At 69.9% G+C, this 12457-nt stretch carries 9 protein-coding genes; 2 read left to right on the top strand and 7 right to left on the bottom strand.

What is annotated here, in order from left to right; translation table 11 throughout:
* Window positions 1–80: 80 nt before the first annotated feature.
* Complete coding sequence (locus IEY84_RS12000; RefSeq protein WP_183547470.1) at window positions 81–1118, top strand: helix-turn-helix transcriptional regulator; 1038 nt, start codon at window positions 81–83, stop codon at window positions 1116–1118.
* Window positions 1119–1188: 70 nt separating this feature from the next.
* Here IEY84_RS12000 and IEY84_RS11995 read toward each other — a convergent pair whose 3' ends face one another.
* The 7 genes from IEY84_RS11995 to IEY84_RS11965 form a co-directional block, all read right to left on the bottom strand.
* On the bottom strand, window positions 1189–4035 hold the full coding sequence (locus IEY84_RS11995; RefSeq protein ID WP_183547468.1) for a M4 family metallopeptidase: 2847 nt from the start codon (window positions 4033–4035) through the stop codon (window positions 1189–1191).
* A gap of 197 nt (window positions 4036–4232) precedes the next feature.
* Window positions 4233–5534 carry an MFS transporter gene (locus IEY84_RS11990; RefSeq protein WP_183547465.1) on the bottom strand — a complete coding sequence of 434 codons (1302 nt, stop codon included), beginning with the start codon at window positions 5532–5534 and terminating at the stop codon, window positions 4233–4235.
* Window positions 5535–5630: 96 nt separating this feature from the next.
* Entirely contained in the window at window positions 5631–6527 is an 897-nt protein-coding gene (gene couO, locus IEY84_RS11985) for a 4-hydroxyphenyl-beta-ketoacyl-CoA hydrolase (protein ID WP_183547462.1), read from the bottom strand.
* On the bottom strand, window positions 6524–8056 hold the full coding sequence (locus IEY84_RS11980) for an acyl-CoA synthetase (protein ID WP_183547459.1): 1533 nt from the start codon (window positions 8054–8056) through the stop codon (window positions 6524–6526). The genes couO and IEY84_RS11980 overlap by 4 nt, the downstream gene beginning before the upstream one ends.
* Before the next feature lie 38 nt (window positions 8057–8094).
* Complete coding sequence (locus tag IEY84_RS11975; RefSeq protein ID WP_183547456.1) at window positions 8095–9051, bottom strand: 3-hydroxyacyl-CoA dehydrogenase NAD-binding domain-containing protein; 957 nt, start codon at window positions 9049–9051, stop codon at window positions 8095–8097.
* Window positions 9048–11042 (bottom strand): acetoacetate--CoA ligase, encoded by a 1995-nt coding sequence (locus IEY84_RS11970; RefSeq protein ID WP_229788610.1) that lies wholly within the window; start codon window positions 11040–11042, stop codon window positions 9048–9050. Before IEY84_RS11970 ends, IEY84_RS11975 begins: the two co-directional genes overlap by 4 nt.
* Window positions 11039–11836, bottom strand: coding sequence for a crotonase/enoyl-CoA hydratase family protein (locus IEY84_RS11965; protein WP_183547452.1), 798 nt, complete (start codon window positions 11834–11836; stop codon window positions 11039–11041). The genes IEY84_RS11970 and IEY84_RS11965 overlap by 4 nt, the downstream gene beginning before the upstream one ends.
* Window positions 11837–11920: 84 nt before the next feature.
* Between IEY84_RS11965 and IEY84_RS11960 the strand changes: the two genes are divergently transcribed.
* Window positions 11921–12340 (top strand): MarR family winged helix-turn-helix transcriptional regulator, encoded by a 420-nt coding sequence (locus IEY84_RS11960; protein ID WP_183547449.1) that lies wholly within the window; start codon window positions 11921–11923, stop codon window positions 12338–12340.
* The last annotated feature ends 117 nt before the right edge of the window (window positions 12341–12457 follow it).

Here is a 12457-nt window from a genome sequence, read left to right as displayed (position 1 = left end):
GGGGGGGTGGGGCGGGCGGGAGCGGGGTGGTGCACAGTTGTGGGCATGCAGACTTGTGGGCGCTCGATCGGCTCGCAGCCATGACGGGCGAGCTCTCGGCGCAGGCGTGGATCGGGATCGACGCGGAGACCGAGCGGCTCTACCAGGTGGCGCTCACGGTGCGCGGCCCCCTCGAGGTCGCTGCCCTGGCAGCCGCCGGTGGAGTCTCCGAAGACGCGGCTCGCGCCGCCATCGAGCGGCTCAGAGAGCTGGGGTTCCTGACCTCGTACGGGGTGCTGGCCCCGTCGACCGCGCTGCGGGCACTCCACCACCGAAGGGTCTCCGAGCGCCAGACCGAGCTGGCGGAGCTCGAGACGGCCGCCGGCGTCCTCGACGAGCTCGCGTCCGGGTTCGTGACTGCCGCACCGGAGGTGCTAGCGGCCCACGGCATCGAGCTCGTCCGCGGCGTCGAGGAGGTTGGCCGGCGCGCCAGCGCGCTGATCTCCTCGGCGCGGACCGAGCTGATGGTGCTGAACGCGCCGCCGTACGCCCAGAACGTGCTGCCGCCGTACGCCGAGATGCCCAAGGGACCGCCGGCAGCCGAGTCCGAGACCGGTCTGGCCGTCCTCCGCGGAGTGCACGTGCGCAACGTGATGGCGCCCGAAGGCCTGGATCTGCCTGGCCGGATGGCGGCGGTGAGCGAGCTGGCCGATCTCGGTATGGGGGTCCGGATCCGGGCCGACCTGCCGACCAAGCTGATGATCGCCGACCGGACGACGGCCATGCTGCCCCCCTCGATGGTGGCCGACCCGCTGGAGTCGGCCCTGATCATCCACGACGGTCTGCTCGCTAACGCGCTGGTTCCGCTCTTCGAGGCGACCTGGGACACCGCGCTGCCGCTCGCAGCCGTACAGGGGGGCTCGGACGCGTCCGTCGACCCGTCCGGTCCTCCCACTGCGGAAGAGCGCGCGCTGCTGACCCTGCTCGCGAGCGGCCTCAAGGACGAGGGGATCGCGCGCCAGCTCGACGTCCACGTGCACACCGCACGCCGCCGGATCAGTGCCCTGCTGGCCAAGCTCGGAGCGTCGACCCGGTTCCAGGCCGGCGTGCAGGCCGGCCGGCGAGGTTGGCTGGAATGACGCGGCGGCCGGGCCCGCGAGGGACCCGGCCGCCGGTCGATCAGCGCAGCAGCGCTAGCTCACCAGTGGATCAGCACCGCCCAGCCGGACGGTCCCGCTTCACCAGGTTGGTGTGGCTGGTGGTGCCGTCGAACCACAGCACTCGACTTCCCTCGTCGGCTGCGGCGTAGATCTGCTCGCCGCGGCTGCAGGACATCCGCTGCGCACCCTTCTTCCCGTCGAGCGCGACCTGGTACTGACGCGGCAGCGTCTCGTTGGCCCACGACGTGGCGAACGGCAGGTTCGTGACGGTGACCGCGTCGTCGGAGGCGGTGAGGGTGTAGGCCATCAGGGCGCCGTCGCCGGCCTCAGGGGTGAGGGTGACCGGGTTGGAGCCGTCGAAGCTCGCCTTGCGTACGGCGGCCTGGCCGGCGTCGGTGATGTCGTTGTCCTCGATCCAGACGACACCGGTGTCGGTGACGGCGGTCTGGCCGATGCCCTTCACGTTGGCGTTGTCCATCGGCATCAGCGTCTTCGTGCCGGCGACGGTGTCGAAGACCTCGACGCCCAACCGGTAGCCATCGGCCTCGGACCACATCTTGGCGTAGGCGATCTTGCCGTTCTTGACCGACGGGAGCGCCGTGGTGACGTACGGGTTTCCGGGGTCGACCAGGCCGGACTCACCGGTCTTCATGTTGGCCCAGGCGACGTGCAGGGTGCCGGTGGTGTAGTCGGTCACGGTCCGGACCATCAGATCACCGTCGACGGCCACGGACGAGACCGGACCGGCGTGGCTGAAGTAGACCGACTTCGTCAGGCCACCCGCGACCGGGCGCGCCCGCATCACGATCTGGCTACCGGTGTACTCGGCCCAGGCGACGGTCTTGCCGTCGGTGTCGGCGTAGACGTTGTAGCTGCCGTTGTTGCCGCTGACCAGCTCCGGCTGGCCCTTGCCGCTGGTGTTGCCCAGCCACACCGAGTACGGCTCGGCGCCGTCCTGGTTGGTGCGGGAGACGGCGTACTTGCCGCCGCCGGCACCAACGCCGGTGTTGGCGATGTTGTTGTCGGCGATCAGGAGGTCGCTGTCGACGCCGAGCTGGTCCTCCCAGCCCGTCTCGATGCCGTGCGCATCGAAGGCAGCCTCGATGACCGCCACCTGCGCCTTGGTCGCGCCGAGCTCCTGAGCAGCGGCGACGACGGCGGCCCGGCCGGCCATGAAGTCGTCGAGCGGGGTCATGTAGGCCGACAGGGCACGGTAGACGATCTGGTCGCCGAGCTCGCTGCCGAGCTCTTCCCGGATGTCCCACAGGGCGCCGGAGAAGATGGTGGAGTTGAGGTGCACGCCGCCGTTGTCGCCACGGTAGGTGACGCCGATGAAGTCGTCGTACGTGGTGGCGCCGTCGTTGAGGTCACGCAGGGCGCAGTCACGCGGGGCCGCGGTGATGCACAGGTCCTCGCCCAGCAGCCCGGCGTCCGGGTCATCCATCGCCATGCCGTTGGTCGCGAGATCGATGGCGTTTCCGAAGTAGTCGGCGATGGCCTCGTTCATCGCGCCGGACTGGCCGACGTAGACCAGGTTGGCGGTGTGCTCGATGACACCGTGGCTCATCTCGTGACCGACGACGTCGGCGTCGGCCGAGAACGTGCGGTAGTCGCCGCCACCCTTGCCGTACACCATCTTCTGACCGTCCCAGAAGGCGTTGGGGAACGGCTGGCCGTTCGCGGTGACGCCCACGATGGAGTTGATGAACTCGTCGGTGCCGTCGAGACCCGCCCGGTTGAAGTTCGACTTGAAGTAGTCGTAGACCTCGCCGGCCGCCCAGTGCGCGTCGATCATGCCGGAGTCGGTGAACTCCTGGCCGAACGCAGCGGTCTCGGACGCGCCGATCGTCGCCTGGCTCGGCCACACGCCGGAGGCGAACCGGGCGTCGGCGCCGTTGGCGTCGTAGGTCTTGATCATCTGGCCTTGGAAGGGCGAGTCAGCAGCACGCTTGCTGTAGTCGATCATCTGGTACGGCTTGGTGCCGGTCTTGTAGAGGTTGAGCTCCACCGTCTCGCCGTTGTAGCGGACGCCGCTGCCGATGGCCGCGCCCGGGGTGGTCGTAGCCGTCGTGCCCGGCGCCTCGCCCGTCTCGGTCGCCTCGCCGGCGGTACCGGTGGCAGTACCGGAGGTGCCGACCGTCGTCTTGATCGAGCTGTACTGCAGCACCGGGAAGCCGGCGTTCGCGTCGACGTACACCTCCTGCTTGACCGGCATCCCGTCGGATCCGACGCCGGTGACCGTGACGTGCCGGGTCAGCAGGCCCTTGCCCTGCGGGAGGACGGTCAGCCCGTTCACCTTTCCGGCGAACGACTTGGCGGTCTTGATCGAGTCCTTGCGGAGCAGCCCGCCGGGCTGGCCGGCGACCGCGGCGATGGCCCGCTCGATCGCGACCTCCTCCGAGACCGTCGGGGTGACCGAGTCGAGGTCCAGCTCGGTGAAGTACTTCCCGGAGGTGCCGGTGACGACCCGCTTGCCGTCCTTCTTCTCCATCCGGACGAGGTACTCCCCGCCGAGGACCGGGACACCCTGGTACTTCTGCTGAAGGCGCACCGTCTCCTTCGCACCATCGGACTCCGTGCCGACCGGCACGAGGTTCTTGCTCGGGTTGTCGATGTGGTAGCGGCCCGGCTTCGAGGCGAGGTGTCCGCGGGCGGCCGCGGCCGCACCCGAACCCTCGGCCTGCTCGTTCAGCCCGGTGACGAGGGCGGGGGTCTCGGTCTCCGAACCGGCGACCGCCGACCCGGGAGCCTCGGCGGCGGGGAGGGGCGCCGCCTGGGCAGCCGAGACTGCCGTGCCGACGAGACCGGTGGCGACGATCAAGGCAGCTGCGCCCTGGCCGACCGCACTGCTGCGACGTTTCACGCCCTTTCGGGCGGACCTGGATGAACTCTGCATGGGGTGATCCTTCGATGGCACTGAGGTGGTGGAGATCGAGCACTCATATGCAAGGCCCTGGTGGGCCGGGTTGACCACGGTTTCCGCTGGTCACTAGTGCGCATCCACACTTGTGTGCACGGGCCGGACACCTCCCGTTCACGCGCTCGGGAACACCGCCGAGTGCGCCGCCGGCGGTCTCGGCCGGCGGCGTACGCTCAGGCGTCGACGAGCTCTCGAGTGCTCGTCTCTCCCAGCCTGACCAGCGAGAACACGCTCAGCAGGCAGAACGCAGCGATGACGGTGGAGAGCATGAGCGTGCTCGCGCCGGCCTTCTGCATCGAGGCGAACAGGAGCGGCGAGAGCCCCGCGCCCATACCGGCGAGCTGGTAGCCCAGCGAAGCGCCGGTGTAGCGCGAGGAGGTCTTGAAGACCTCGCTCATCAGTGCGGCGAGCGGGCCGTAGAAAGCGGCATGGATGACCGACTGCCCCAGGACCACCGCGAGGACCAGCAACGCCGTGCTGCCGCTGTCGAGCATCGGGAAGAGCAGGTAGGCGAAGACCGCGGTCGCGACGGCGGCGGAGAGCACCACCGGCCGGCGCCCGACCCGGTCGGAGAGTGCGGACCAGCCGAGGATGCCGACAACGGCGCCCGCCGAAGACAGGGTCAGCGCGTTGAGCACCGTCGCGCGCTCGAAGCCCGCCCCGAGGGCGTAGCTGATCAGGAAGGTGGTCAAGGTGCCCTGCACGACGAAGGCACCGAGCCCCACACCGACGGCCAGCAGGAGCGTACGCGGGTGGTTGCGGAGGACCTCCATGAGCGGCGTCTTCGCGTCGGCCTTCTTCTCCTTCATCGCCTCGAAGGCGGGCGACTCGGTGACGCTGAGCCGGATCCACAGGCCGACCGCGAGCAGCAGGATGCTCAGCAGGAACGGCACCCGCCAGCCCCACGCGGTGAACTGCTCGGGGGTGGTGACCGTGGCCATCAGCGCCATCACCGCGGTGGAGAGGACCATGCCGGCCGGCGCGCCCGCATTGGTGAACGATGCCCAGAGTCCACGCCGGGAGGTGGCGTGCTCGGCGGTGATCAGCACCGCTCCGCCCCACTCGCCGCCGACCGCGACACCCTGGATGACCCGCAGCACGATGAGGAGGACCGGCGCGGCCGCGCCGATCTGGCCGTACGTCGGCAGGCAGCCGATCAGGAAGCTGACCACACCCATGATCAGCATGGTCAGGACCAGCATCTTCTTGCGGCCGAGCCGGTCGCCGAAGTGGCCGAAGATCACGCCACCGAGCGGGCGCGCCAGGTAGCCGGCGGCGAAGGTTCCGAAGGATGCGATCGTGCCGGTCACCGGGTCGAGGTTGGAGAAGAAGACCTCGTTGAAGACCACAGCCGAGGCAGTGGAGTAGAGCAGGAAGTCGTAGTACTCGATCAGGCTGCCCGTGAAGCTGCTGGCGACGATCCGGCCCATCTGCGTACGTGGGGCGGTCGTGCTACCACCGGAGGTGAGGGTCATTGGGGGCTCCATTCAGGATTCCTGTTTATCAGGATTCCTGTCGATTGTAGTGACACACGTCACCCCGTCAAGGGGTACGCCGGTGAAAAGCGAGGCTCAGGCGAGCCCGAGCAACCGGAGGGCGTTGTCCTTGAAGACCAAGGGCTTGACCTCGTCCTTGATCTCGACCTTCTCCAGGTCGGAGAACCAGCGGTCGGGGGTGATCACCGGGAAGTCGGAGCCGAAGAGAACCTTGCGGCGCAGCGGGCCGTTGAGCTGCTTGACCAGCTGCGGCGGGAAATACTTCGGCGACCAGCCGGAGAGGTCGATGTGGACGTTGGCCTTGTGGGTGGCGATCGAGATCTGCACGTCGACCCAGGGGACGGCGGGGTGCGCCATCACGATCTGGAGGTCCGGGAAGTCGGCGGCGACGTCGTCGAGGAGCAGCGGGTCGGAGTAGCGGAGCCTGATGCCGCGTCCACCGGGCAGACCGGCGCCGATCCCCGTCTGGCCGGTGTGGAAGAGCGCGACCACGCCGAGCTCCTGCAGGGTCGCCCAGAGCGGACTGTGCTCCGGGTCGTTCGGGGAGAAAGCCTGCAGGCCGGGGTGGAACTTGAAGCCGCGCACGCCGTAGTCCTCGACCAGTTTCGTGGCCTGCTTCACCGCGGCCTCGCCCTTCCGGGGATCGACGGAGCCGAAGGGGATCAACACGTCAGCGTGCTCGGTCGCACGCTCGGCGATCTCCTCGCTCGACAGCGGCGGGTGGTCGAGGCCGGTGGAGGCGTCGACGGTGAAGATCACCGCGGCCATGTTCCGCTCGCGGTAGTAGGCGGCGAGGTCGTCGACGGTCGGGGTGCGTGGGTGGTCGCCACGGAAGTACGCCGCCGAGGCGTCCATCAGCTCTTGGTCGAGCGCGAGGTGGCCGTGGTGGTCGGCCTCGACATGGGTGTGCATGTCGAGAGCGCGGATCTCGGCAGGGTTGATGCGGGGCTCGTAGCGGGTCGGGCCGGTCATGGGGTGGTTCCTTCCGGGGCTCCGTACAGCTCGCGGACCCGGGACTTCAGCAGCTTCCCGGAGGCGTTGTGCGGGATCTCGTCGACGAAGACGACGGTTTTGGGGATCTTGTAGCGGGCGAGCCGCCCGTCGAGGTGTTTCAGCAGGTCATCCCGGGTCAGGGCGGAATCGGGGCGACGCACGACGACGGCGCGTCCGACCTCTCCCCAGCGTTCGTCGGGGACGCCGATGACGGCGGCCTCGGCGACGCCGGGATGGGTGTAGACGGCCTGCTCGACCTCGGCGGGATAGACGTTCTCGCCGCCACTGATGTACATGTCCTTCACTCGGTCGACCACATAGAGGAAGCCGTCGTCGTCGAGCATCGCGACGTCGCCCGTACGCAGCCAGGGCCCGTCGAAGGCAGCCTCCGTCGCCGCTTCGTTGTGCCAGTAGCCGGGCGTCACGTTGGGTCCACTGACGTGCACTTCACCGGCCTGTCCGGGGGCCGCCTCCTGGTTGCCGGGCGCGACGACGCGTACGTCGGTGAAGAAGCAGGGGGTGCCGGCCGAGCCGAGCTTGTCGAGGCCGTCGCCGGCGCGCAGCATGGTCGTCCCCGGAGAGGCTTCGGTCAGGCCGTAGCCCTGGATGATGTGCAGGCCGCGGCTCTGCCAGGTGTCGAGGAGCGTGCGCGGGATCGGGGCGCCGCCGCTCAGGGCCGAGCGGAGACTGTCGAGGTCGGCGGTCGCCCAGGTCGGCTCCTGGGCGAGCGCCTGGTACATCGAGGTGACGCCGAAGAGCAGGGTGACCCGCTCCCGCTCGATGGTGGCGATGGCGGCGGCCGGGTCGAAGCGGGCCGCGATGAGCGACGTACCTCCCTTGAGGAAGGTCGGGAGCAGCACCTGGTTGAGCGCGGCGGTGTGGAACAGCGGGGCGGTGACCAGGGCGATCTCGTCGGAGCGGACGTCGACGTCGACGAGCAGGTTGAAGGCGTTCCAGGCGATGTTTCCGTGCGTCAACATCACGCCCTTGGGGCGGCCGCTGGTGCCGGAGGTGTACTGGATCATGAAGACGTCGTCCAGGCCGACCTCGACGTCACCGCCCCCGGAGGTCGAGCTTGTCGAGACCAACCCGTCGAGGCCACGCCCGCCAGCGGGGGTGAACCGATGGCCCGGCAGCCCGAGAGCCGCGACCGCTTCGGAGGAGACCGCCTCGTCGAAGTCGCCGGCGTGGATCAGCAGCGCCGGCTCGGCGTCGGTGAGGATCCAGGCGAGCTCGGGCGGCGCCAGCCGGGTGTTGAGCGGCAGGAAGACCGCCCCCAGCCGGGCGGTGGCGAAGAGCGTGACCGCGAGCTCGATCGAGTTCAGGCCGAGGAAGGCGACCCGGTCGCCGGCCGCGACGCCGCGGGCGCGCAACCCGTGGGCGACGGCCTCGACGAGACGGTCGACCTCGGCGTATGTCACCACCGCGTCGTCCTGCACGAACGCCCGGGCGCCAGGGGTCATCCGGGCCCGGCGGGCGGGCCACGATCCGATGCCGCTGTCCAACATGTCGATCCTCGTTCCTCTCGTGGACTCAGCTCGTGGACTCAGCCGAGCCCGAGGTCGGTCTTGATCTCCAGCAGTCGCCGAAGCGCCTGGTCACGGCGCGCGACGAGGTCCTCGGCAGAGGTGCCGTCGAGCTCCTCGTCGACCCCGTCGACCAGCTTCTCGACCAGCCCGGCGGTGAGCTCCGGGTGACCGAGGTCGTCCCACCAATCGATCATCGGCGGGCCGAGATGCTCGAGCACGTGCCCGAGCCCGCCGGGGCCGCCGGAGAGGTGCTGGGTCGCGAAGGGACCGAGCAGGGACCAGCGCAGCCCGGGGCCGTCGGCGATCGCGGTGTCGATGTCGGCGACCGAGACGATGTCCTGGTCGACGAGGTGGTACGCCTCGCGCCACAGCGCCGCCTGGAGCCGGTTGGCCACGTGCCCGGGGACCTCGCGGCGGATGTGGATGGGGCGTTTTCCCAGGTGACGCAGGGTCTCCAGGGCTGCCTCGACGGCCTCCGTCGACGTCGCCGATCCGCCTACGACCTCGACCAGCGGCACCAGGTGCGGCGGGTTGAACGGGTGCGCCACGAGCACCCGCTCCGGGTGGTGCGTGCAGGCGTCCTGGAACGTGCTCGGCATCAGGCCGGAGGAGCTGCTGGTCAGCAGTACGTCGGGGGCAGCCGCCTCGTCGAGCGCGGCGAAGATCTCGCGCTTGACCTCGAGGCGCTCGGGGCCGCTCTCGAGCACCAGGTCGGCCTCGCGTCCGACCTCGTCGAGGTTCTCGGCGAAACGGAGCGCGCTGGCGGACTGTGTTGGTCTCGACACGCTCGGCCGCAGGCGGCCTCGCGGCTCGACCAGCGCGGGGACCTGAGCGCGCAGGCGCTCCTCGGCACCCTCGGCCGGGTCCCAGGCGACCACGTCGAGCCCGTGCTCGAGCCCGAGCAGGACCCAGCTGACGCCGATCGCGCCGGTACCGACGACCCCGAGCGTACGAACGTTCTCTCCGCTTCTCATGCGGTCCTCCTGCTCAGTGCGCCCGAGGTCGCCAGCGCAACGAACGGGTCCAGGGATGACGGGTCGGCGAGCGCGTCCCGGCTGGCGACCTCTTCCAAGCGGGCCCCCTGCAGGATGCGTTTGGCCGGCAGCTCGAGCTTCTTGCCGGTGAGGTTGCGTGGCACCGCGGGCACCTCGATCACCTGGTCGGGGATGTGTCGCGGGGAGAGCGCCGACCGCAGCGCGCGGACCAGTCGGGCCCGGAGCGGGTCGTCGAGGCGTGTGCCCTCGTCGGTGACCACGAAGAGCAGCAGCTCGCCGTTGCCTCCGTCGGGGTCCTCGAGGTGGACGACCAGCGAGTCGGCGACGCCGTCCACCTCCTCGGCGACGCGGTAGAACTCAGCAGTGCCGAGGCGTACGCCGCCCCGGTTGAGGGTCGCGTCGGAGCGGCCGGCGACGTGGCAGCTGCCGTTGTCGTGGAAGAGGATCCAGTCGCCGTGACGCCACACGCCGGGATAGTGGTCGAAGTAGGCGTCGCGGTAGCGGCTGCCGTCCTCGTCTCCCCAGAAGCCGACCGGCATCGAGGGCATCGGCGAGGTGATGACGAGCTCACCGAGCTCACCGATGACCGGGCGGCCGGACTCGTTGTAGGCGTGGGCATCGACGCCGAGGCAGCGGCCGGAGATCTCACCGGCGTAGACCGGGAGCAGCGGGTTGTTCTGCACGATGCCGGAGCAGACGTCGGTGCCGCCGCTGCCGACGTTGATCTGGGTGCCCGGGAGCTGCTCGGACAGCCATGCGTAGCCCTCGGGCGGGAGCGGCGCTCCGGCCGAGCCGAGGACGCGAACCCGCAGGTCGCCGAGGTCCTTGAGGTCGACGCCATCTTTGCGGCAGGCCATCACGAAACCCGGGCTGGCGCCCATGACCGTTGCACCCGTCGACGCCGCGAGCCGCCACTGCCAGGTCAGGTCGGGATGCATCGGGTTGCCGTCGACCATGACGATCGAGGAGCGGACCAGGAGCGAGGAGACCAGCGCGTTCCACATCATCCAGGCGGTGGTGGAGAACCAGAGCATCCGGTCCTCGGGCCCCATGTCCCAGGAGAGCGCGTGGTTCTTGAGGTGCTCGAGCAGGATGCCGCCGTGGCCGTGGACGATCGCCTTCGGCCGGCCGGTCGTGCCGGACGAGAAGAGCACCACCAGCGGGTGGTCGAAGGGCACCGGCTCGAAGGCGAGCTCAGCCGCCTCCTCCGCGGCGAGAAGAGACGGCCACGAGAGCGCGTCCTCGACGCGGTGCTGGCCGTACTCGACATCGACCACGTGGCGCACCGACGGCAGCTCGGCGAGGATCTCAGCCACCTGAGAACGCCGGTCGATGTCCTTGGCGCCGTAACGGTAGCCACCGGCGACCAGCAGCACGACCGGCTCGATCTGGGCGAACCGGTCGATCACGCTGCGCGGCCCGAACTCGCTGGCGCAGCTCGCCCAGGTCGCGCCCAGGCTGGCGGTCGCGAGATAGGCGACCAGAGCCTCGGGGATGTTGGGCAGGTAGCCGGCGACGCGGTCGCCGCGGCGTACACCCAGCCTCGCAAGCGCCGCCCGCGCCCGGGCCACCTGGTCGCGCAGGTCGCCGAAGGTCAGCTCGACGTCGTCACGGGTCTGCGAGCGGCCGAGCACAGCGACCCGGTCGAGATCCGCGTCGGTGCCGAGCGCGTGCTCGGCATAGTTGAGCAGCGCCCCCGGGAACCAGCGCGCCCCGGGCATGTCCCGAGAAGCCAGCACGGCCTCGTACGGAGCATGCGCCCGCACCCCGAAGAACTCCCACACCGCCGACCAGAAGCCGTCGAGGTCGGTCACCGACCAGGTCCAGAGCTCGTCGTGGGTGGTCATCTCCAGGTCGCGCTCGCGCGCGACCCAGGCCAGGAACTCACCGACACGGGACGCGGACAGGATGTCCGCGGGCGGAGTCCAGACGACATCGCCCTGCTCGATCTGCTGCCGGGTCGCGCTCACTGGTCCGTCACCTTCTTGGCCCTGCCGTCGAGGAAGTCCTGCATCCGGCCCTTGGCGTCGTTGGTCCCCTGCGCGATCGCGGCCATCAGCGACTCCATCAGGAAGCCGTCGCGAGGATTGGCCTCGGCGATGCGCGGCAGCGCCTGGACGACGGCGAAGTTGGTCTGCGGCGCGTTCTGCGCGATCCGGCCGGCCAGCTCGAGGGCGGTCTTGCGGCCGGTGCCGTCGGCGACGGCGTACTGACTCAGGCCCAACCCGAGCCCCTCCTGCGCGTCGTAGCGACGGCCGGTCAGCATCATGTCGGCCATCCGGGAGACCCCGATGAGCCGCGGGACGCGCACCGAGGCACCGCCACCGACGAAGAGCCCGCGCTGTCCCTCGGGCAGGGCATAGAAGGTGGACTCCTCCGCGACCCGGATGTGCGCGGCGGCGGCGAGCTCCAGCCCGCCCCCGACCACGGCCCCCTTCAGCGCCGCCACGACCGGGACCGGCCCGAACTCGATCTTCTCGAAGACCCGGTGCCACATCCGCGAGTGGGTGACCCCGGCGAGGGTGTCGCGCTCGGTCATCTCGGCGAGGTCGAGCCCGGCGCAGAAGTGGTCGCCGTCAGCGTCGATGACGACAGCGCGTACGTCCGGCTCGAGGCCATCGAAGAACCGCTCGATCCCGAGCACCGCCTCGTCGCTGAGCGCATTCCGCTTCGCGGGGCGGGCGAGGGTCAGCACCGCGATGTCGTCGACGCGCTCTGCCCGCAGGGCATCGGGCAGCTCCGACCAGGGGGAGGTTCCGGGCATGATGAACTCCTCGTGATTGACAGGAATCCTGATAATCGCAGAAGTAGGCGCCTCTCGCAAGCGCAGCGATGCTTGAATGACCGCATGACCGATGCACCCCTGCTGCTCTACGTCGTCAAGCAGCTCGAGCTCGCCACCCGAGCCCGCCTCGACGCCGTCCTGAAGGAATCAGGGGTCACCGCCCTGCAGTACACCGCCCTCTCGGTGCTCGAGCGCCGCCCCACGATGAGCGCCGCCGACCTGGCCCGCGCCTCGTTCGTACGCGCCCAGTCCGCCGCCGATCTCATCGGCGCCCTCGAGCGCCGGGGCCTCATCGAGCGCCGCACCGACCCCGACAACCGGCGCCGCATGCTGATCAGCCTCACCCCCGAGGGCCGCACATTCCTCGACACCTACGACCCTCGCGTCGAGGAGCTCGAGGAGCAGATGCTGGCCGACCTCGGTCCCGAGGACCGAGACTCGTTCCGTACGTTCCTGGACACCGCCCGCCGAGCCCTCTCCTGACCGCCGCCCGCTGGTCGAGCCGCCAGGCGGAGGCGTGTCGAGCGTCGTATCGAGCTTGTCGAGATGACCAACACAGTCCCCCGTCGCGCTCGTTGGGACCGTGTTGGTCTCGACACG

This window comes from Nocardioides albus (assembly GCF_014648255.1).
Lineage (GTDB): Bacteria > Actinomycetota > Actinomycetes > Propionibacteriales > Nocardioidaceae > Nocardioides > Nocardioides albus.
The sequence above is the reverse complement of the archived record's forward strand: the minus strand, read 5'-3'. Positions and strand labels throughout refer to the sequence as shown.